A 20,863-nucleotide genomic window follows, 5' to 3' on the forward strand; every position below is an offset into this window, starting at 1 on the left:
TCGATCTCAGGAAGGGCCGGCCCCATGGCACCGACCGCAGCACCGCCCAGCACCGGTGCCGTCCTCCATGGCAACGATGTGGGCACCTCGACAGGCGCCCACCGCGGCATCCGTCCGGGTGGTGCGCTCCTCACGGCGGGAACTGCGGCATGAGAGTTGTCCATGTGGTGACGCTCGTCAGCGACAACGGAGCGTACGGCGGCCCGACGAGCGTGGCCACCGGGCAGTTGGAGGAGTGCGCCGCGCGCGGCCACGAGGTCGCGCTGGTGTCCCTGTGGCAGGGCCGGTCCCGGGCCCCGGCGCACATCGGCTCGGTGCCTCTGCGTACTCGCCCGGCATGGGCGATGCTCCCGGGACGCTTCACCGGGGTCATCCACCCGCTGCTCGTCAAGGACATGTGGCACTCCATGGGGAGGGCCGATGTCGTGCACATCCACGCGGGGCGTGACCTCGTCTCCCTCACCGCGCTCGTCGTGGCCGTGTTGCGGCGCAAGACGTTCTTCACGCAGACACACGGCATGGTGGAGCCCAGGCGCAGGGCAGTGGTGAAGTTGTTCGACCGCTTGTACGTGCCTCTCCTGCGCCGGGCCCGCGGCTGTCTGGTCCTCACGGAGCGGGAGCGGCAGGCGGTGGCCGAGGTCATCGGCCCGGACGGCCCCCCGCTGCTGACCCTGCCCAATGGGGTGCGATCGGCGTACGCAGGTGCGGCGCAGCACCCGCGAAGTGCGCGTGAGGTGCTCTTCCTCGGTCGGCTGCATCCCCGCAAGCGCCCGGAGGCGTTCGTCGAAATGGCCGCGCTCGTCCACCGGAGGTTGCCCGACACACGGTTCACCCTGCACGGGGCGGACGAGGGGTCCCTGCCATCGGTGCTCCGCCTCATCGCGAGCCGAGGTCTGGAGGAGGTCGTCGGCTACGCCGGCGCACTGGGGCACACCGAAGCTGTACGCGCCCAGGCGAGAGCGGCCGTGTACGTGCTCCCCAGCATCAGCGAGTCATTCTCCATGACCGCGATCCAAGCCTTGTCCGTGGGGACGCCCGTGGTGTGCACGGACGGCTGCGCCATCGCCGGGGAGCTGGCGCGCCGGGGGGCGGCGGTCGTCACCGACGGCAGCCCCCGAGCGATGGCCGACGCGGTGTGCGAGTTGCTGACCGACGAGGAGAAGCGAAGCGCCATGGTGAAAGCCGGTCACCAGGCCGTCGAGGAAGCCTTTTCCATTCAGGCCGTGACTGATCGCCTCGAGGAGATCTACCGCGACATCTGAATGCTGGGCCGTCCGGAGTACTTGGTCTCCGCGTCCCGCTCCGGCGGTTATCTGTGCCTTGAGTGACAGGCGCATTTCGCCCGCCTTCGTACACCCACCAGGCAAGGAGCACGTGCCACTGTGAAGACAGCTCTCATCACCGGTATCACGGGCCAGGACGGCTCGTACCTCGCGGAGCTGCTGCTGGAGAAGGGCTATACGGTGCACGGGATCGTCCGTCGCGCTTCGACCTTCAATACGCAGCGCATCGAGCACCTCTACCGCGACCCGCACGACCCCGAAGCCCGTATGTTCCTGCACTACGGCGACCTCACCGACGGGACCCGGATCGCGGGCCTGCTGGAGCAGGTGCAGCCGGACGAGGTGTACCACCTGGCAGCCCAGTCACATGTGCGGGTGTCCTTCGACGAACCCGAATTCACCGGTGACACCACGGGGCTGGGCACGACGCGGCTGTTGGAGGCCATCAGAACGACAGGCGTTGCCTGCCGCTTCTACCAGGCGTCCAGCTCGGAGATGTTCGGCGCGGAGCCGCCGCCCCAGCACGAGCGCACTGCGTTCCACCCCCGCTCGCCCTACGGGGCGGCGAAGGTCTACGCGTACTGGATGACCCGCAACTATCGTGAGGCGTACGGGCTCTACGCGGTCAACGGCATTCTGTTCAACCACGAGTCGCCACGCCGCGGTCCCACGTTCGTGACGCGCAAGGTGGCCGTGGCCGCCGCCCGGATCAAGGCCGGCCTGCAGGACGTGGTGCACCTCGGCAACCTGGACGCCCGCCGGGACTGGGGCTACGCCGCCGAGTACGTTCACGCGATGTGGCTGATGCTGCAACAGGACGACCCGGACGACTACGTCATCGCCACGGGCACCAGCCACAGTGTGCGCGACTTCGTCGACCACTGCTTCGCGCACGTGGGCCTCGACTGGCGCGACCACGTCCGCTTCGACGAGCGCTACCTGCGCCCCACCGAGGTCGACAACCTCGTGGGTGACGCCACCAAGGCAGAGCGCGCCTTGGGATGGCGCGCGAAGGTGCACGCACCCCAACTGGCCCGGCTCATGGTCGATGCGGAGCTCGGCGCCCTCACGCAGACAGCCGGGCCGGCGGTCCCAGCCGCTCCATCCGGAGTCCCCAGTCCGGCCCTGCGGTGACCTGCGCTTCAGGGGCACCGACGGTCACGCTCGGGCCGGGTCCGGGAGGGTCAGCGCCTCGGACAGCATCGCGGTGATCCGGCCCAATCCCGCCTCGGGGCTCAGCCGTTCCTGAACATAGGCAGGGCCGCGCGCGCCGAGCGCGGCCCGCCGTGCGGGGTCCCGGATCAGTTCGCCCACGGCCCTGTACAGCGCCTCCGGGTCTTCGGCGGGAACCACGATTCCCGCTCCGGAGCGACATACTTCCGCAGCCGTGCCGCCCTGCGGGGCCACCGAGGCCACGACGGGGCGGCCGCTCGCGAAGTAGGACGTCAGCTTGGACGGCAGACTCATGTCCAGGACGGACGCCCGTTGGGTGACCGCGAGGAGGTCCGCGGCGGCCAGCACGTCGGGGAAGTCCTCGTGGGCAGCGGGTGGCAGCAGGTCGACGTTGGCGAGGCCGGCGGCGAGACGCTCCAGGTGTGGCCGCTGACTGCCGTCCCCCATGAGCACGACCCGCAGGTGCGGGCCGGCGCCGGCCGCGATGCGTGCGGTCTCGACCAGCACGTCGAGCCCCTGCTTCAGACCCATGTTCCCCGAGTGCAGCACGACGAACTCTTCGTCCCCCCAGCCGAGTCGCGCCCGTACCGTCCGGCGGTCCGCGGCGGGTGGCATCACGTGGGACCAGTTGGGCACGACTCGGACGCGTGACGCCGGCACGCCCGTCGCGGTGACGCGGTCCACGAATGATTCGTGGACCACACCGACCAGGGCGGCCGAGCGCAGGACCTTCGCCTCCACACCGGCCGCGAAGGACGCCACCCGGCCGCCGCCCCTGATGCCGCTCTGCGCGGCAGCAGCCCCCATCAGGTCCTGCACGACGAGTACGTGCGGCACACCGTGGCGTCGTGCGAGCCGGCCGCCGATGACGCCTCCAGCGAGTGCCGGCATCTGACTCACCACGATGTCGGGGCGCCCGGACGGCGGGCGGACCGATCCGTGCGCGAGGAAACTCAGTTCGTAGGCCGCCCTGAGCAGCGCGGTCTGACGCGGGGGAAGAAAACTGCGGCGGCGGTGGACCCGAACGCCTCCCCGGATCTCCACCATGCGCCAGCGCCCACGGTAGTCGTCGTGGACGCGCCAGCTCGGATAGTGCGGCATTCCCGCGAGGACGTCGACCTTGCCACCGCAGGCAGCCACATGTTCCGCGGTCCCGGTCGAATAGGGCGCGATTCCGACGTCCTCGGGCGCGTAGTTGGCCGACACGAGAAGTACACGACGACCCGAAAGCATATGAGACATTTCCTCATATTACGATGCAAATGCGGCACCATCTTTGAGCGAAACGCCCACTCCACATCGGTCCGTTATTTCCCATTCATGGGCTATAACTTCATCAATGTCGATTTGATCTATTTGATCGCTTTGATGAGGGGGCGCCAGGTGCAGAGCAGTCAAGGACGTCATACGGCTGCCCTGTGCGGCTGGGTCATCGTCCTCGTCGTCTTGCTGCCCTCGCTGATCCTTCAGACCCCCGACCTGCACTTCGGGCCGGCACTCGCCCTGCAGTGCGTCGTCGTCGCCCACAGCGGTGGGGCGCTCACGAAGGTGCTCACTGCCGAGTCGGTGCGGCTCGTCGCGCTCGGCTTCTGGCTGTTCGCCTACGTATGGCTCGGACTGGCACCGCTCGCCATGCTCGCCACCGACGCCTACCCCCTCGCCTACCGCGCCGGTCAGACCACGGCGTTCGCCGCCACGGCCCTGACCGAACTCGGGCTGCTCGCCTACAGCGCCGGGGCGGCATTCGCCGCCCGGCGCGCCGACCGCCGTTCGGTCGTCCTCGAACCGCTGCTCTCCCGCACGCTCGCCCCCGTGCCCGTGCTCCTGCTGTGCGGACTGTCGCTGGCTCTCGCGGCATGGCTGATCCCCCAACAGGGGGGAGTGGAACCCTACTTCACCAGTCGAGAAGCAGCGCGCCTGGAGGGTGTCGACTCGGACTCCGAGCGGGTGCTGCGTGCCTGGATCCTCTCCGTCACCGCCTTCTGGGCGCTGCTGGCCCTGATGCATCTGGTCCGCCTGCCGAGTGGCGACCGGTTGTTGCGCGGGCTGCGCTGGATGCTGCTGCCGCTCCTCGTCGCGGTCAATGTCGTCGTCAACAACCCGATCAGCAAGCCGCGCTTCTGGGCGGGAACCGTCCTCCTTGCGCTCCTCTTCGCATCGGCCCGGTTCAGCACACCGCGAGCCTTCCGCATCACGGCCGCGGCACTCACGACCGTCGTGCTGCTCATGTTCCCTTACAGCGACTACTTCCGTTACGACGAGCGCGAGACCCTTCGCGCGGTGGCCCTGACGGAAATGTTCACCTCGAACATGGACTACGACGCGTATCAACAGATGCAGACCGGCCTCGACTACGTGCACGAGACCGGCTTCTCGCCGTCGGCCGCTCTCGGTCCGGCCCTGTTCATGGTGCCCCGCTCCGTCTGGCCGGACAAACCGCAGGACACCGGTGGCCTCATCGCACAGTACGCGGGCTACGAATTCCAGAACCTTTCGGCACCCCTGTGGATCGAGACCTACCAGTGGGCCGGAGCCCCTTCTGTGGTCGTCGCCTTCTGGCTGCTCGGCGTCGGCGGGCGCCGTATGGACGACATCCGGGCGAGGCTCGGGAACAGGCAGGCCACGCTGGCGGCTCTGATAATCCCGGGCCTCGCCTTCTATCAGATGATCGTCCTGCGGGGAGGCCTGATGGCCATCGCGGGGCCGCTGCTGCTCCTGCTCACCATTCCGCTGTTCATCACCACCCGCGCCGCTGCCCGGGCATTCCGCTTCCCTTCACCGTCGCTGCCGCCCGCGACCGCCGGCCCGCTCCCTTCCCAGGAACAGGAGGCCATCCATGACCAGCCCCACCGGATTCGATGACCGGTACGACGAGCCGGACCAGCTCCGCGACCAACTGCGCCAACTGTTGAGATACCGCGCGACCATCGCGCTGGGCATTGTCCTGGGCCTGCTCGCCGGACTGCTGCTGACGCTGTTCCGCGTGGGCAGCTACACCTCCACCGGCGAGGTCCTCGTCCGCTCGACGACGGACCCGTTCAGCCCGTTCGGTGTGTCCGTCGAGAACCAGGTCAGCATGGGCACGGAGCGGCAGATCGCGCTCAGCGCCACCGTGGCCGCCCGTGCGGCGAAGGACCTGCGTGAACCGTCCCGATCCGCCGTGCTGTTGAAGGACCTGCGCGTCAGCAACCCGCCGGAGACCCAGGTACTCAGGTTCGAGTACACCGCCGGCACCGCGCAGCGAGCCGCCAGAGTGGCCAACGCCTTCGTCGACGCGTACCTGGCCGATCGCAAGGACAGAACCGACGCCACGGTGAAGCGGATGACGGAGGGTCTGGAGCAGCAGGTCGCGCGGCTGACCAAGAAGATCTCCAAGAAGGCCAACACCGCCCAGGACGCGAGCCTTCGGGACCAGATCAACACCATGCAGAAGCGGATCTCGGACATCGAGTCCCGTGACACCAGCGGGGGCGATGTCGTACGCGAGGCCGAGCCGCCGGCGCTGCCGTCGGGGCCGGGGACTGCCATGCTCCTGAGCACCGGTGTGGTGGGCGGTCTTTTCCTGGGCATCTTGCTTGCCTGGCTGCGCACGGCCCTCGAGCCCCGGGCCCGCTCGGTCAGCGAGGTCCAACGCGCGTTGGGCGCTCCGGTACTGGGCATCGTCCCCGGCGCCGCCATGGACGGCGAACTGCTGGACGTGGGCCGGACCGGCGGTGGCCGAGCTGAGACGTACCGAACGATCGCTTTCCGTATCCGGCCCGCCGAGGCCCGTACGGCCGTGCGCACGCTTCTGGTGGTGTCGCCGAAGCCGGACCACTTGGCGGCCGAGGCCGCGGAGGCCGCCGCGGTGAACCTCGCGGCCGCATTCGCCGAGTCGGGTGATGACGTCCTGCTGGTGGACGCCACCGCGAGCGCACCCGGCCTCGCGGCACGCCTGCCTTTGGTGCCGGAGGACGACGTCGACACCGAACTGGCGCGGCTCTCCGATGACCAGGTCGTCGTCGACGCGGGGACGGCGGGGCGCTTCACCCTCTTCCCCGACACGCGGGGCACCACCGCCGACCACGTCCCGGCACCCCCCGCGGCGACGCGCGTCCTGCCGTCCGCCGACTTCGGAATGTCGGCCCTTGTTCTGGCTCGGCCGTTGCTGGAACACGCCGACAGTCTCGCGGTCGCCCAGCGTGTGGACGGCGTCCTCGTGGTGGGCGGTCTCGATCGACTCAGGCGCGAGGACCTCAAGCGGGTGCGCGAGCTGGTCAGTTGCTCGGGCGGACACATCGTCGGTGCCGTACTCGACACCGGCAAGCGGGAGAACCGGCTCGCCCGCGTCCGCAGTGTTCTGGACGACGCCCTCAACCGCTGTCTGAAGAAGCGGAGTTCCACCACTCCCTCTGAGGACCGGGCCGGAGATCTGTCCGCTGCCGCCCAGGACGCCCCCGCCGCCACACAGGAGGAAGCGGCCGCTCCGCCGGAGCAGGAGTCGTCCGGCCAGGACGCCACGGTCACCACCTCCCGAGGATGAGCGCCTCCGGAACGGCCGTACCCGCCACCGGCGGAACGTCCGCCCGGAGCGGGGTTGCCGCCACGGCGCGGGGCGGATGGTGGGGCTTCCTCGGGTCGGTGGTGAACGCTGTCTTCGGCTACTTGCTCGTCGCCCTGGTCGCCCGCGTCCTCGGCGCGCACGGGTCGGGCGCGGTCTTCACCGGAGTCGCCGTCTTCACCATCCTCAGCAACACCTGCAAGCTCGGTGCCGACACGGGGCTGGTGCGCTTCGTGTCCCGCGATGTGGCCATGGGCGGCGGCCGGCAGGTGGGCACGCTCCTGCGCACGTCCCTCGTACCGGGAACCGTTGCGAGCACCGCAGCGGCCGCGCTGCTGTTCTTCTCACCCACCACGGCCACCTCGCTGCTGCCGAACTTGGCCGCGGACGACGCGGTCACCCTTGTCCGGCTCTTCGCGGTGTTCCTCCCCGCGGCCACGATCAGCCTGATCCTCCTCGGCGCCAGTCAGGGATACGGCACCGTGCTCCCGTTCGTCGGGGTCGAGCAGATCGGCAAACCCGTGCTGCGCGTCCTGATCGCCGTACCGGTCGCGCTCCTCGTACCGGGTGTACTGACTCTGGCCGCCGCCTGGTTGATTCCTTCTCTGGCCGGTGTCTTCGTCGCCTGGGTCGCGCTGCGCCGGTGCCGGCCGGGCCGGACGCCGCCGCCCGGCCCGGAAGCGGCTGCTGTCCGGCGGGGATTCTGGGCCTTCTCCGCACCACGCGCCGTCGCCACCTTCTTCGACATCAGTGCGGTGTGGGTGGGCGTCATCCTGCTGTCGGGCCTCGGTACGAGCGAAGAGGCCGGCATCTACACGGCCACCACCCGGGTCATCGTGGCGGGAATGCTGATCCAGCAGGCCATCCGTCGGGCCGTCGCGCCCCAGATCAGCAGCCTGATCGCCATGGACGAGATGCAGCAGGCATGCCATCTGCACCGCATCTCGACCCGCTGGATCGTGTTGTTCTCAGCGCCTCTGTTCGTCCTGCTCATGAGCTTCCCCGGCACGGTCCTCTCCCTCTTCGGACCGGAGTTCACCGACGGGACGGACGCCCTGGTCGTTCTCTGCGTTGCCACGGCGATCAACATCGGGGTGGGAAACGCACAGACCGTGCTGCTCATGGCAGGCAAGAGCTCGTGGCAACTGGCGGTCAGTGGAGTGGCGTTGGCCGTGCAGCTGACCGTCGGCATCCTCGCCGTGCCCCGTTGGGGAGTCCTCGGGGCCGCCCTGTCCTGGGGAGCGGCCATCGTCGTCGAGAACCTCACAGCAGCTGCTCTGGTGCGGCGAAATCCCGGCTTCACGACCGTAGATCGCGGGTACATCGCCGCGACCGGCGCCGGTCTGTGCCTCACGGCTGCCGTGGTACTCCCCGCCAGGTTCCTGGCCGGCGACACGGCGATGGGACTCGCCGCAGGAATGACCATGGGGATTTGCGTATTCAGTATAAGTTTGATCCGCTTTCGCACCGCGCTCGGGGTGCACGAGCTCGCCGGCGTCCTCCGGAAAGGCGACGCCTGAGTCCGTCGCTATGGCGCGGCCACCCGAATTCCTCACTTCTCCCCACCCGCTTCGAAGCCTGGGATGTTCCATGCGCCTGAGTAATCGCCCGACGAGGTATGTCACCACAGCATCCGCCGTGGCCTTCCTCACCGCCGCTTCACTTGTGACCGCTTCCGGCGCGGAGGTCGCCGGCAAGCCCGCCGTGACAGCCGACCCGTTGTCCACCTGGCAGACGGACGGCATCGTCTGGTCGCTCGCGTACGCAGGCGGTGTCGTATACGTCGGCGGCACGTTCGACCACGTCCGCCCGCCAGGCGCGAAGCCCAACGAGAAGGAGATCGCGCGCAAGAACTTCGCCGCGTTCGACGCTGCCACCGGCGAACTGCTGCCCTGCACCCACTCCTTCACCGGCGGCTCAAGCACGGTACGGGCGCTGAAGGCGTCCCCCGACGGCAAAGTGCTCTACGTCGGCGGCTCCTTCAGCCACGTCGGCAAGACCGGCGTGGCCAGTGCAGTCGCGCTCGACACGGCCGACTGCTCGCTGCGCAAGGACTTCCGGCCTGCCATGTCGGCACCCGTCCACGCCATCGAGACCACGGACAAAGAGGTCTACCTGGGTGGTGCCTTCACCTTCGTCAACGGCGAGACCAGGAACTACATCGCGTCGTTCACCCCGGCCGGCTCGCTGCTGCCGTTCAGGGCGGACCTCGACGGGACGGTCAGGGCCATCGCAGCCGCGACCGAACACAGGAAGCTCATCGTCGGCGGCTCGTTCAACAGGGCCGGCGGCGAGCGGTCGCGTGCGCTGGTCGCCCTGAATCCCTCGACCGGCTCGACCGTGGCGACGTATCACCGCTGGCTCCCGCGAAGGTCGTCGGTGAAGTCCCTGGCACTCGACGGCAACAACTTCTATCTGGGAGCGGAAGGCTACGGGACGGGCGTCTTCGACGGTCGCATCGCCGGCAGTCTGTCCGACGACTCGATGGTGTGGAAGGACACCTGCCTGGGCGCTACTCAGGCCGTTGTCGTGCACAAGGAGGTTCTGTACAGCGGTTCCCACGCCCACAACTGCTTCGACACTCCCGGGGGCTTTCCGGAGCACAACAACCGCCAGCACTTCCTGGCCCAGTCGGTTCACAACAAGCACATCCTGCACTGGTTCCCCGACTCGAACGGAGGACTCGGCGAGACCGCGGGGCCCCGGGCGCTGGTGATGGCCAAGGACATCCTCTGGGCCGCCGGCGAGTTCACCGAGGTCAACGACAAGCCGCAGCAGGGCCTGACCCGATTCGGAGCCGGACCCGACACCGGAGCCCCGGAAGAGGCTCCCCGGCTCACGGCCACCGACTCCGGCGGCGGCAAGGTCACGCTCTCGTGGCGTGCCGCATGGGACCGGGACGACGCGGAGCTGAAGTACCTGATCTACCGTGACGGTCGCCTCGTGGCCTCGCCGACGCAGCGCTCCACCTCGTGGGACCGCCCGGACATGCAGTACACCGATTCCGTCGCCCCCGGCTCTCGCCACAAGTACGCGATCGCCGTGACCGACGGCGACAACACCTCGACCAAGTCCGCGACGATCGAAGTGACCGCAGCCGCCGGAGCGCAGCCGGCAGGCGAGCTGTGACAGGAAAGCGCCTCGGTTACGCGCCCGGAGCCTTCGACCTCTTCCACATCGGCCACCTCAACATCCTCCGCCGGGCCCGGGAACACTGCGACCACCTCGTCGCGGGCGTGTGCTCCGACGAACTGGTGGTGCAACTCAAAGGCAGGCCGCCCGTCGTACCGCTCTCGGAGCGGCTGGAGATCGTGCGCAGCGTGCGCTACGTCGACGACACGTACGTGGCGACCATGGACGACAAGGTCGAGATCTGGAAGGAGATCGGCTTCGACGTCATCTTCAAAGGTGACGACTGGCTCGGCACTGATGTGTGGAAAACCTTCGAAGCCCAATTCACGAAGGTCGGTGTGGAGGTCGTCTACTTCCCGTACACCGCGCACACCTCGAGCACTCTTCTGCGCGCAGCGCTCGACCTGCTCGCCTCGCGCGATCCAACCGGGCCACCGCCGTCAGGAGAGCTCGCGAAACCACTTCACGAGGAAGGCCACCATGAAGACGACATGGGCCACGAGCAGCGCGCTGTACACCACGAGAAAGAGATCCTGGCTCCCCAGGAATAGGAAGCTGACGCAGACCGTCCCGTAGTCGACGGGGAGCATGAGCACGGACCGCAGCGCGGACGGCTGCGCCGACGGGGCCTTCCTCCCTGTCCGCCTCTTCAACTGCTCCGTCAGGATCCCGCCGACGAAGATGACGACGGCAGCCAACTGGAAGGCCATCGGCACGAGCAGCAACGACGCACTGGACAGGTCGAAGAAGCGGTAGAACGACACCAGGACGACCATGTGGATGCCCACGATCTTGACGGTGTCGACCACATGGTCCAGCCACTCCCCCGAGGCGCTTTCCGTCCCCTGGCTCCGTGCAAGTTGTCCGTCCGCCGCGTCCAGGGCGAAGCCCAGAGCCAGGGCCGCGAAGACACAGACCGCCATCACCGGCCCGGGTGGCAACAGCGCCACGGCCGCCAAAGCCGGAAATGTGAACAGGGTGCTGAGGACGGTCACCTGGTTGGGTGTGACCCCGATGCGGTACGCCACCGCCGCAAGCATGCGACCTGCCGGACGGTTGACGAACTGGCTGTAGACCGAGACCCCCTTCGGCGACTTCTGGGCAGTCGAAAGGAGTCGGAACACATCAGGAAGTTCTGACATTTCACCCTCTTCAGGCAAATACCACCGTGGGGTACTATTTATCACGGAAGTGACGTCGTCACCCTCTACAAGGGGTCTCGCCGCTCAGTCGCGGCGTCGTTGGTGGACATCCCCAGAAAAACGGGGAAGAGGCCGTGTCGGATGCCTCCGACACGGCCTCTTCCCGTACGACTCTCTCGAGTCGGGACGACAGGATTTGAACCTGCGACCCCTTGACCCCCAGTCAAGTGCGCTACCAAGCTGCGCCACGTCCCGGTGCCCGTGTGACCTGGGGTTTCCCCCTGACCGAACGTGCAAGAGAACAATACATCACTTCGCCGGGCCGCCGGGCGGGTCCACCGTGACCGGGCGCCGCCGCGCGGGCGGGGGACAATCGCGGTATGGACGAGCAACGCAGTGCCGGGCCCCGCCGCGACCGCGACGCCGAGGGCCGCGCCCGCAGCGCCCGGCCCCGCGACGGACTCGGGCGTCCCCTCCCGTACGGCGCGCCGGGGGTGGAGCGCCAGCCCGAGGGGGTGCGGCGCACCGGGCCCGAGACCGTGGCGGAGGCGCAACGGCTGCTGGACGCGGGCATGCCGTTCCATGCCCACGAGGTCTTCGAGGACGCCTGGAAGTCGGGCCCCGAGTCCGAACGCGAACTGTGGCGGGGGCTCGCCCAGCTGGCGGTCGGCCTCACACACGCCGCGCGCGGCAACATCACGGGCGGCGCCCGGCTACTGGTGCGCGGGGCGGAGCGGATCACGCCGTTCGAGGGGCCGTACGGGATCGACGTCCCGGGTCTGGTGCAGTGGGCCCGGCAGCTGGCGGACGGGCTGACGGGCCCGGTCGACGCGGCGGCCGAGGCCCCGAAGCTGACAGGTGGTCCGGCGGACCGAGCGTCGAGCTCCGGTGCCTGAGGCACTGGGCCCGGACGCGCTCACCTGTACGGTTCCGGTACGTCCGTGAGCCCGAGGCACACGCGACTCGCGCGCGGCCCGGCAGGTGCCGCCCCGCCCGACGCGTCACCAGCGGACGTGCACTGCCTCCGGTGAGCGGTGGATCAGGGTCGGGCGCATCACCGGACGCGGTCTGTCCTCGTCCAGCCGCAGACCGGGCAGCCGCCGGGTGAGGAGACGGATCGTCAGTGCGAGCTGCTCGCGGGCGAGCTGGGAGCCGGGGCAGCCGTGTGCCCCGTGGCCGAAGGCCACATGGCGGCGGGACAGCGGCCGGGTGACGTCGAAGACGTCGGGCCGGTCGTGGTGGCGCTCGTCGCGGTTGGCCGAGCCGTAGGCGACGAACACGGTGGCGCCAGCCGGGAGTTCGGTGCCCGCCACGGTCACGGGCCTGGTCGTGGTGCGGCGGAAGCCCTGGACGGCGGTGTCGTAGCGGGCGGCCTCCTCGACCGCCGCGGGTATCAGGCCGGGATCGTCGCGGACCAGCTCCCACTGGCGCCGGTCGCTCAGCAGGTGCAGCAGGGTCGTGCCGATGAGCGCGGTGGTGGTCAGGTGCCCCGCGATCAGGAGGTTCTGGAAGCTGGAGACGAGCTCGTGGCGCTGGTCGACGGTCAGTTCGCCGGTGCCGGGCGCGAGCGCGGCGACCATGCCCGACAGGAGGTCGTCGCGCGGGTCCGCGCGCCGCGCGCGGATGTACCGGTCGAGCATGGTCTGCAGCGCGACCACGTCCTCGGCGGCCGCGACCTGCTCGTCCTCCGCCATCGGGCGGAACAGCAACTGCTCGGCGCGGTAGCCGCCGTGGACCGCGGCGGGCACGTCGGCCGGGTCGATGCCGATGAGCCGGCCGATGACCTGCCCGGGGAGCCTGCGCGCGTAAGCCGACATCAGCTCGGCCCGGCCGTCGCCGGCGAACGCGTCGACGAGTGCCTCGGCCCGTTCGACGGCGTAGGGCACGAGCGCGGCGATGCGCCCGGCGGACAGGCCGTGGTTGAGCGGGGCTCGATGGCGCTGGTGCGCGGCGCCGTCGGTGGAGACGACAGTGGGCCGCTTGCCGTACCCCTTGGCGAGCACCTGAAGGGCCGCGGGTGACGGCATCACGTCGGGCAGGAGCGCGCGCTCGGAGGAGAAGTCGTCGGCGCGGCGCAGCACGTCGCGTACGTCCTCGTCGCGGGCGACCAGCCAGGCGTCGAGCTCCGGTACGAAGGTGAGGCCGGTGGCCGCCCGGGCGCGGGCGTAGAGGGGATAGGGGTCGCGCTGCAACTCGTCGAGCCGGGCATGGTCCTTGCTCGCCACGCGGCGCCTCCAGGGATCGGCGGTGGCCGGGCCACAGGACGGTCCGGGCCGGCCCCGGCCGCGCCGCCCGGCTCGCGGTGGTGCGTCCGGTCATCCTGCACGACCCGCGTGGCAGCCGTGAAGAGCACATCGGCGGAGGTAGGGACTCCGTATCAGCCCGCCGGGGGCGCGCTACCGCTTCGCGCGGAGCAGGCGCATCAGCACCGACGCATGGCTGGTGTCCGGGTCCTTGGCCGCCGTGAGCAGGGTCAGCGGCCCGTCGGCCGCGAGGGCCCGGAGCCGGTCCAGGGCCTCGGCCGCCTCGGGCTCGGCGAGTTCGTCCTCGTAGCGCCGGCAGAACTCCTCGTACGTCCCGTCCGGACCGTGGTACCAGCGGCGCAGTTCGGTCGACGGCGTGAGCGCCTTGGGCCATTCGTCGACGCGTGCCTCGGTCTTGGCCAGTCCGCGTGGCCAGAGCCGGTCGACGAGGACGCGTACGCCGTCGTCCGGGTCGGGCGTCTCGTAGACCCGGCGGACCCTCACCCTGTCGGAACGTCGCTGCATTCCCCCAGGGTCTCCGCTCCGCCGCGCGGGGCGCAGCGGAACACCGCCGTACGGTCTACCCGTCCTGCCCGGCCCGGACCCCGGCGGTCCCTTCCCGGCCAATGCCTCTCGCGTCAGGCTGGCTGCTCGTTCTGTGTGTCCGGGAGCCGCAGCAGGCACAGCAGGCTCACCGCGCACACCCCCACCAGGTACGCGGCCACCGCCCACGGCACGCCCTCGCCCGTCGTCTGCGACAGCCTGGTGTCGATCAGCGGCGTGAGCGCTCCGCCGAGCACCGCCCCCAGGTTGTACGAGACCGCCGTCCCCGACGCACGCACCCGTGGTTCGAACAGCTCCGGGATGTACGCGCCCTGCACGCCGAGCATGGTGATCAGGGCCAGCAGCATCGCCGTCGTGCTGGCCCACAGCACCGGCAGGCCGCCGGTTCCCAGCAGCGCCGGATACGGCACGGCGGTGGCGCCCATCGCGACGCAGCCGGCGATGCCGACCCGGCGCCTGCCGTAGCGGTCGCCGAGTGCGGCGGCGACAGGCGTGGCGGCGGCCATCACGGTCATCGCCGCCATGAGGCACAGCAGTGTCCCGGTGCGAGTGAAGCCCGGCCGGCCGGCGAGGTGGGACATCGCCCAGGCGGTGGCCGTGTAGTGCACGGCGTACGTGCACATGACCGCGCCCGCCACGAGCAGGACGCGTCCGCGATGCTGCCGCAGGACGGTCCGCAGAGGGGACCGGGCGAGGGCATCGTCGCGCGCGAGCTCCTGGAAGACCGGCGTCTCGACGACCCGGGACCGCAGCAGGAAGCCGATCAGGGCGAGGAGCCCCGCGCACCAGAACGGCACGCGCCAGCCCCAGGCCAGGAACTGCCCCTCGGTGAGCGCCGCCGAGAGGGTGAGGACACAGCCGTTGGCGAGCAGGAAGCCGATCGCGGGGCCGGTCTGGGGCAACGAGGCCCACAGCCCGCGGCGGCCGGCCGGTGCGTGCTCGCCCGCGAGCAGCACGGCCCCCGTCCATTCGCCGCCGATCCCCAGGCCCTGGACGAAGCGGAGAACGACGAGGCAGACGGGCGCGGCGACGCCCAGCTCCCGGTAGCCGGGCAGCAGTCCGATGGCGAACGTGGCGAGGCCGGTGACGAGCACCGTGGACTGCAGGACCGCGCGCCTGCCCAGCCGGTCGCCGATGTGGCCGAAGAGGGCCGAGCCGAGGGGGCGCGCCACGAATCCGGTGGCGAAGGTCCCGAAGGCGGCCAGCGTCGCCGCGGCCGGGGCGAAGCCGGGGAAGAAGACGGGGCCGAACACGATCGCGGCGGCCGTGGCGTAGAGCGCGAAGTCGTAGAACTCGATGACCGTGCCGACGAGCGCCGCGCTCGTGACCCGGTTGACGGAGGCCGCTGTCCGCAGCGGGCGCTCGGTCGGCTGCCGGATGCTCACGCGTCGTCCTTGGCCGTCCACAGCCGGACGCGTTCCTCGAGCTCGACGGCGGCCTGCACCTTGCGATGCCGGTACGGGGCCAGCTCGCGCCTCATCCCGGCGACCGCGCGGGTGACGCGGGCCGAGCGCACCCCGTCCATCAACTCCAGCGCCTGCTCCCACGTGTCGCACGCCTGCTCCACCAGACCCTGGCGGCACTGCATCGTCCCGGTGTGCGCGACGCTCAGCGCGGTGATGCGCCGGTGCTCACCGCCGGAGCGGTTCCACACGGCGTGGCTGAAGTGGCGTTCGGCGACGTCGTAGGAGCCCAGGTGCTCGGCCGTCTTGGCCGTGTGATTGCCCACGCAGGCGCTCGCCGATCCCCACAGCGCCGCCCAGAACGGCATCTCCCGCTCGTCCGCGCCCTCCACGAGCCGGGCCGCGCGCGCCGCCTCGGCGACGGCTTCCTTCGCCCGGCCGGCCATGGCGAGCGCGCGGGCGCGGGTGACGACGTACAGGGACTCCGTCGCGGGATCTGTACGACCCCGCACGCGCCGGAGCGCTTCGTCGACGAGGGCGAGCGAGTGCTCCGGGCGGCCGACCTCCATGCCGTGGTGGGCGAGGACGCGCAGGACGAACGCGCCGTGCAGGTCGTCGCCGGCCTCATGGGTCAGGGCGTACGCCTGGAGGTAGTAGCGCTGGGCGAGGCCCTGTTCCCCCGCGTCGTACGCCTTCCAGCCGGCGAGGTAGGCCACGCACGCCCCGGCCGACAGCATCTGCCGCTTGAGCTCCTCGGTCCGGAACCGGGCGCGGCACAGCGCGGCCACGTCGCTCCTGAGGTACTGCACCAGCGCGGTGCGTCCGTGCTGCCCGCCGAACCGCTCGTCCACGGCGGTGAACAGCCGGGTCATCTCGCGCACGGCCGCCACCTCCGTCGCGCCGACGGTGCCGGTGCACTGCCGCGGGACGTCTCCCGTGGCCGTGCCGGGTGCGCCGGCGTCCAGGGGAAGGGCGGCGGCGGCGACGCTGTAGGGAACGGTTCGGGACCAGGGGCTGCGCTCGATGTCCGCCCCGGCCAGGGCGTCGAGGACCTCCAGCGGGTCGCGGTCCTGACCGGGACCGGGGAGGGGGTCGTCGGCGTCCTGCGAGGTCAGCAGGCCGAGCTGGGCCGGCGACACCGGCAATGGCAGCCGCCGCGACAGCGTCTCGGCGATGAGCCGGGCGGTGGTGCGGCCCGGCCGGGTACCGGCGATCCAGTGGGCGACGGCCGAGGAGTTCGTGCGTGCGGTGATGCCGTTCTCGGCGGCGACGGCCCGTATCTGCCGGGCGAGCTCGGCGTAGCTGTATCCGGCTTCGCGCACGGCGCGTGCCAGTCGCTCGTTCCTGGGGCGCACACAGAACTCCGTTCTGGTTTAAGCGGTCTAAGCGGCCCTGCCGCCGACGGACGCTATCCAGGGGCACGGCGGTCCCGTTGAGTGCTCGTCAGAAGACCGCACGCATGGGTGAGGAGCCCCGCCAAGTGCCTGCACGCACGCACGGTTTCCGGGAGGATGCGCCGGATGCGCGCACGGTCGTGGAGCGCGAGCTGGAGTTCGAACTCGTGCTCGCCGCCCGGCCGGCCGCGCACACGCCGGTGGCCGTACCGACCCGGCTGACCTACCGCGTCGGCGAGCCGTACGCCGTGCACATCGCCTTCCACATCGACACCCCGGACCCGGTCAGCTGGACGTTCGGGCGGGACCTGCTCATCGACGGGGTGTACCGGCCGAGCGGCCAGGGCGACGTGCGGATCTGGCCCGCCACCGTCCACGAGGAGCGCAGCGCGATCTGCCTCTCCCTGTCCACGCCGGAAGGAAACGCCGTGCTGCGGGCCCCCTCCATGGCGCTGACGGCCTGGCTGGAGCGGACGATGCGGCTGGTGCCGCCGGGCCAGGAGCGGCTGATCGTCCCCGCAACCCCCTGAACCCCTGCCATCACGGCATTCCCCGCACAGGTGAAGATTTCGCTCACTTGTCCAAGGACTGCTGCCCTCGGCCGCCCGCACGGGCATCATTCAGTCCCTGCTCCTTGCTCCTGACGCCTGACTAGCTGCGAAGGTCCGGTGAACGGCAGCATGGGAGGAAGGCGACGCCTGTCCGCGTACGGAGGCGGTACAAACTTTGACAAGGCAAGACTTTGCGTTCTGCGGGGCCGAGCTGGCAGCTGTCTACGTGCTGGCCGAGGAGTCCGACGGCCTGCGCCTGGCCGAGGTCGCCGGGGACCGCGGCGGGACGCACGGGCTGCCGACGCACGTCCCGCTCACCGGTCACTCCCCCGCCGCCGACGCGTTCCGCGCCGGCCGGCCGCTGTGGCTCAGGCCCTCGGACGTCGCCGCGTACGGAGCGGGCGCGGACGCCCCCCTCCTGCACCCCGCATCGGGCACCTCACCGGGTCCCTTGTCACTGGGTGCCCTGCCGTTGGGCCGGGGCGCCACGGAACTGGGGTGCCTCGTGGTCGCCGGCGAGGTCGGCGACGGTTTCGACGCCGACCGCCGCACCCTGCTGGAGCTCTACGCCGACCAGGTCGCGGCCGGGCTCGAGTCGGCCGCGGCCCGCGCCTCGGGCCGAGGCCCTCAGCCGCGGTCGCACGGCCCGTCCCTGGTGCCGCCGCAGGGCGGCGCGTTCACGCTGACGCTGGGCACGGGCGCGATGGACGCGGATCCCGAGATGCTGAGGCTGCTCGGCATGCCGCCCGAGCGGTTCGACGGCCGGGCGGAGACGCTGCTCGCCTGCGCGGTGCCGGACGACGTTCCCGCGCTGATGGAGATCGTGGAACCGGGGCGACTGGCCGCGTCCGGAGGTCAGTTGGCCTTCCGTGTCCGGCGCCCGGGCGGCGAGCTGCGCTGGCTGGGCCTGCGGTGCCGGCTGCGGTTCGATGCCGACGGAATGCCCGAGCGCATACTCGGCGTGGTGGCCGACGCCGCCTACCTGCGGCCCACCGCCGACGAGGTGGCCGTCGTGCAGGAGCTGTCGGCGAAGCTGGCGGGCGCCACGACCGTGCGGGACGTCAGCCGGCTGGTGGTCTCCGCGCTGCGCGGCCCGCTGGACGCCGACCGCATCGCGGTGGCGGAGCTGGAGGGCGACCGGCTCTTCGTCACCGTCCTCGAACCGCCGGACCACCATGCCTGGCCGCAGGTGTGGCAGTCCGAATGGCGCTCGGAATGGCCGGACGCGTCGAGCCATGCCCTGCCGACGCTGCGGAACGCGCTGCGCGACGGCCACGTGAGCCTGTGGACCTCGGGCGCCGGTCTGGAGCCGGGCCTGGCCGGGATCGGTCCGGGCGGTCTGGCGGTGCTGCCGCTCCCCGCCGACGGGCGCATGGTCGGGGTCTGCCTGGTGGGATGGGACGAGCCGCACGGGTTCGGCCCGGAGGAGCGGTCGCTGCTGACCGCCGTCGCGGGCCTGGTGGGCCAGGCCCTGACCCGCGCCCATGCCCTCGACGCGGGCCACGAACTGGCGACGATGCTCCAGCGCAGTCTGCTGCCGCGCAAGCTTCCGGTGCTGGTCGGCGGCGTGGCCGTCGCCCGCTACCTGCCCGCCACGGTGGGGCTCGAGGTGGGCGGCGACTGGTACGACGTGATCCCGCTCGGCGACGGACACGTGGCGCTCGTCATCGGCGACGTCCAGGGCCACAGCGCCGGCGCCGCGACGATCATGGGCCAGATGCGCACGGCCGTGCGCGCGTACGCGGTGGAGGGGCACCCGCCGGACGTGGTGCTCGCCCGTGCCAACCGGCTGCTCGTCGGCATGGAGACGGACCTGTTCGCCACCTGCCTCTACGCGGACCTGGACATGGAGGAGGGCACCGCCCGGTTCGTACGGGCCGGGCACCTGCCTCCCGTGGTGCGCCACCCCGACGGGACGACACAGGAGCTCCCGGTCGAGGGAGGGCCGCCGCTCGGTGTGCTGGCGGACGCCGGGTTCCCCATGACGGAGGTGGGCCTGGCCCCCGGAACGCTCCTGACGATGGTGACGGACGGACTCGTCGAGTCGGCGCATCTCGCGCTCGAGGACGGCATGCTGCGGGTGCGCGAGGTGCTCGCGGGCGCCGACCCCGCCGACGCCGGGCGCGTCGCCGACCAGCTGCTGGGCAGCGCCGACGGCCGCGACGACGACGTGGCCGTGCTGCTGCTGCGCTACGACGGCACCCGCGCCCGGCCCCTGCGGACCCACTGGACGGTGTGGCGGCTCCCGGACGCCGTGATGCACGCACGCCGCTTCACGGCGCGGACGCTGCGCACGTGGGGTGTGCGGGAGGAGGTGGACGTGGCCCTGCTGGTGGTGTCGGAGCTGGTCACGAACGCCATCGCGCACACCAGGGGCGAGGTGCGCCTCAATCTGGCGCTGTCGGCGGACCGGCTCCGCGTCTCGGTGAACGACGCGTCGCCGCGCAGCCCGGTGAAACCGGGCATCGTGGACTGGGAGGCGACGGGCGGCCGGGGACTGCTCATCGTCGAGGCGGTGTCCGCCGCCTGGGGCGCGGTACCGCTCAGCGGCGGCAAGCAGGTCTGGGCGGAGATCGCGGTGACGCGGCCGGAGGCCTGAGGGCGGGGGCTCAGGGCTTCGCCCTACGGGCGCCCGACCCCGAGTGGGGGCACGGACTCGTCGACGCGAACCGCTTCGGACGTCCGTGACTCCGCTCCGTGACACCCTTCTGTGACAATCGAGGACGTGGACCACGGAATGCCCGACGTCTGGCTCGCAGCCGCCGTGGACGCCGCGAGCGGCGATCCGGACGCCCAGAACCTCCTGTCGTCGGCGCGACGCCCTCCGGGTGGGGACAGGTGACCGCGGCGGCCAGGTCCGGCCTCCCGTGCAGCAAGATCCTGCTGGAGGGGCGCCCCGGCATCGGCAAGACCACCGTCGTCCGCCGCCTGGCCGCGCGTCTGCACACCCGTGACATCGTCGGCTTCACCACCGAGGAAATCCGGCAGGGCGGCGCCCGGGTCGGATTCGCTCTGGAGACGACGACGGGGCACCGCGCCGTGCTCGCCCATGTCGACTTCCCTGGCCCGCCGAAGGTGGGACGGTACGGCGTCGACCTGGGCGTCATGGACCGTTTGGCGCTGCCGGCGCTCCTCGCGGCGTCGGCGGAACCCGTTCCGGGGCAGCTCGTACTCATCGACGAGCTCGGGCGGATGGAGTTGCACTCCGCCTCGTTCAGGGAGGCCGTCGGGTCCGTGTTCGAGACCGGCATCGATGTGGTCTCGACCGTTCAGGCGCACAGCAACCCGTTCACCGACGCCCTGAAGCGGCGCACCGACGTCGAGCTCATCGTCGTCACCCGGGCGAACAGGGACGCTCTCCCGGAGCAGCTGGCGGCACAGCTGGAGCGCCGGTGACGCGTGCGGACGTGCTGCCGCGGGCCCCTCTTGCGTGCGTCG

At 70.9% G+C, this 20,863-nt stretch carries 16 protein-coding genes, 1 tRNA gene and 1 pseudogene; 11 read left to right on the plus strand and 7 right to left on the minus strand.

Going from position 1 to position 20,863, the window contains the following annotated elements:
• The first annotated feature begins 149 nt into the window (after positions 1 to 149).
• Positions 150 to 1,262 carry a glycosyltransferase gene (locus ACF08N_RS00380; RefSeq protein WP_392322301.1) on the plus strand — a complete coding sequence of 371 codons (1,113 nt, stop codon included), beginning with the start codon at positions 150 to 152 and terminating at the stop codon, positions 1,260 to 1,262.
• A 120-nt stretch (positions 1,263 to 1,382) separates the two neighbouring features.
• On the plus strand, positions 1,383 to 2,417 hold the full coding sequence (gene gmd, locus ACF08N_RS00385) for a GDP-mannose 4,6-dehydratase (RefSeq protein ID WP_392322302.1): 1,035 nt from the start codon (positions 1,383 to 1,385) through the stop codon (positions 2,415 to 2,417).
• A gap of 24 nt (positions 2,418 to 2,441) precedes the next feature.
• On the opposite strand, the gene ACF08N_RS00390 is transcribed toward gmd, so the two are convergent.
• Complete coding sequence (locus ACF08N_RS00390; protein WP_392322303.1) at positions 2,442 to 3,698, minus strand: glycosyltransferase; 1,257 nt, start codon at positions 3,696 to 3,698, stop codon at positions 2,442 to 2,444.
• 141 nt (positions 3,699 to 3,839) lie between these two features.
• Here ACF08N_RS00390 and ACF08N_RS00395 point away from each other — a divergent pair, with 141 nt between their 5' ends.
• From ACF08N_RS00395 to ACF08N_RS00415, 5 genes and pseudogenes are all read left to right on the plus strand, one after another.
• Entirely contained in the window at positions 3,840 to 5,318 is a 1,479-nt protein-coding gene (locus ACF08N_RS00395) for a hypothetical protein (protein ID WP_392322304.1), read from the plus strand.
• Positions 5,293 to 6,978, plus strand: a complete 1,686-nt coding sequence (locus tag ACF08N_RS00400; RefSeq protein WP_392322305.1) for a hypothetical protein — start codon at positions 5,293 to 5,295, stop codon at positions 6,976 to 6,978. The genes ACF08N_RS00395 and ACF08N_RS00400 overlap by 26 nt, the downstream gene beginning before the upstream one ends.
• Positions 6,975 to 8,516: an oligosaccharide flippase family protein gene (locus ACF08N_RS00405; protein WP_392322306.1), complete on the plus strand. Its 1,542-nt coding sequence runs from the start codon at positions 6,975 to 6,977 to the stop codon at positions 8,514 to 8,516. Before ACF08N_RS00400 ends, ACF08N_RS00405 begins: the two co-directional genes overlap by 4 nt.
• A gap of 70 nt (positions 8,517 to 8,586) precedes the next feature.
• Positions 8,587 to 10,125 carry a fibronectin type III domain-containing protein gene (locus tag ACF08N_RS00410; protein WP_392322307.1) on the plus strand — a complete coding sequence of 513 codons (1,539 nt, stop codon included), beginning with the start codon at positions 8,587 to 8,589 and terminating at the stop codon, positions 10,123 to 10,125.
• Positions 10,122 to 10,547 (plus strand): annotated as a pseudogene (locus tag ACF08N_RS00415) (adenylyltransferase/cytidyltransferase family protein); the annotation flags it as partial. The gene ACF08N_RS00410 and the pseudogene ACF08N_RS00415, both read left to right, overlap by 4 nt.
• A 21-nt stretch (positions 10,548 to 10,568) precedes the next feature.
• Here the strand turns inward: ACF08N_RS00415 and ACF08N_RS00420 are convergent.
• Positions 10,569 to 11,270, minus strand: a complete 702-nt coding sequence (locus tag ACF08N_RS00420) for a CDP-alcohol phosphatidyltransferase family protein (protein ID WP_392322857.1) — start codon at positions 11,268 to 11,270, stop codon at positions 10,569 to 10,571.
• Between the two features lie 181 nt (positions 11,271 to 11,451).
• Positions 11,452 to 11,525, minus strand: a tRNA-Pro gene (locus ACF08N_RS00425).
• Between the two features lie 125 nt (positions 11,526 to 11,650).
• Here ACF08N_RS00425 and ACF08N_RS00430 point away from each other — a divergent pair.
• On the plus strand, positions 11,651 to 12,166 hold the full coding sequence (locus ACF08N_RS00430; protein ID WP_392322308.1) for a DUF309 domain-containing protein: 516 nt from the start codon (positions 11,651 to 11,653) through the stop codon (positions 12,164 to 12,166).
• Positions 12,167 to 12,271: 105 nt separating this feature from the next.
• Here the strand turns inward: ACF08N_RS00430 and ACF08N_RS00435 are convergent, their stop codons facing one another.
• The 4 genes from ACF08N_RS00435 to ACF08N_RS00450 form a co-directional block, all read right to left on the minus strand.
• On the minus strand, positions 12,272 to 13,495 hold the full coding sequence (locus ACF08N_RS00435) for a cytochrome P450 (protein WP_392322309.1): 1,224 nt from the start codon (positions 13,493 to 13,495) through the stop codon (positions 12,272 to 12,274).
• 171 nt (positions 13,496 to 13,666) lie between these two features.
• The gene (locus ACF08N_RS00440) at positions 13,667 to 14,038 is read right to left on the minus strand and encodes a DUF488 domain-containing protein (protein ID WP_392322310.1); all 372 of its coding nucleotides are present in this window, start codon (positions 14,036 to 14,038) and stop codon (positions 13,667 to 13,669) included.
• A 113-nt stretch (positions 14,039 to 14,151) separates the two neighbouring features.
• On the minus strand, positions 14,152 to 15,462 hold the full coding sequence (locus ACF08N_RS00445; RefSeq protein WP_392322311.1) for an MFS transporter: 1,311 nt from the start codon (positions 15,460 to 15,462) through the stop codon (positions 14,152 to 14,154).
• A complete protein-coding gene (locus ACF08N_RS00450; RefSeq protein WP_392322312.1) occupies positions 15,459 to 16,835 on the minus strand; it encodes a hypothetical protein in 1,377 nt (458 codons plus the stop codon). The genes ACF08N_RS00445 and ACF08N_RS00450 overlap by 4 nt, the downstream gene beginning before the upstream one ends.
• Positions 16,836 to 16,960: 125 nt before the next feature.
• Between ACF08N_RS00450 and ACF08N_RS00455 the strand changes: the two genes are divergently transcribed.
• The 3 genes from ACF08N_RS00455 (at position 16,961) to ACF08N_RS00465 (ending at position 20,821) form a co-directional block, all read left to right on the plus strand.
• Positions 16,961 to 17,404: an SsgA family sporulation/cell division regulator gene (locus ACF08N_RS00455; protein WP_392322313.1), complete on the plus strand. Its 444-nt coding sequence runs from the start codon at positions 16,961 to 16,963 to the stop codon at positions 17,402 to 17,404.
• Between the two features lie 196 nt (positions 17,405 to 17,600).
• Positions 17,601 to 20,024, plus strand: coding sequence for a SpoIIE family protein phosphatase (locus ACF08N_RS00460; protein ID WP_392322314.1), 2,424 nt, complete (start codon positions 17,601 to 17,603; stop codon positions 20,022 to 20,024).
• A 239-nt stretch (positions 20,025 to 20,263) separates the two neighbouring features.
• On the plus strand, positions 20,264 to 20,821 hold the full coding sequence (locus tag ACF08N_RS00465) for a nucleoside-triphosphatase (RefSeq protein WP_392322315.1): 558 nt from the start codon (positions 20,264 to 20,266) through the stop codon (positions 20,819 to 20,821).
• Positions 20,822 to 20,863 lie beyond the last annotated feature (42 nt).

This window comes from Streptomyces sp. NPDC015127, from assembly GCF_043080095.1.
GTDB lineage: Bacteria > Actinomycetota > Actinomycetes > Streptomycetales > Streptomycetaceae > Streptomyces.

Bases quoted from the DNA above. Each gene is read 5' to 3' on its own strand.
- ACF08N_RS00420 (WP_392322857.1), bottom strand. From the start codon at position 11,270: ATGTCAGAACTTCCTGATGTGTTCCGACTCCTTTCGACTGCCCAGAAG.
- ACF08N_RS00430 (WP_392322308.1), top strand. From the start codon at position 11,651: ATGGACGAGCAACGCAGTGCCGGGCCCCGCCGCGACCGCGACGCCGAG.
- ACF08N_RS00400 (WP_392322305.1), top strand. From the start codon at position 5,293: ATGACCAGCCCCACCGGATTCGATGACCGGTACGACGAGCCGGACCAG.
- ACF08N_RS00410 (WP_392322307.1), top strand. From the start codon at position 8,587: ATGCGCCTGAGTAATCGCCCGACGAGGTATGTCACCACAGCATCCGCC.
- ACF08N_RS00405 (WP_392322306.1), top strand. From the start codon at position 6,975: ATGAGCGCCTCCGGAACGGCCGTACCCGCCACCGGCGGAACGTCCGCC.
- ACF08N_RS00390 (WP_392322303.1), bottom strand. From the start codon at position 3,698: ATGTCTCATATGCTTTCGGGTCGTCGTGTACTTCTCGTGTCGGCCAAC.
- ACF08N_RS00380 (WP_392322301.1), top strand. From the start codon at position 150: ATGAGAGTTGTCCATGTGGTGACGCTCGTCAGCGACAACGGAGCGTAC.
- ACF08N_RS00440 (WP_392322310.1), bottom strand. From the start codon at position 14,038: ATGCAGCGACGTTCCGACAGGGTGAGGGTCCGCCGGGTCTACGAGACG.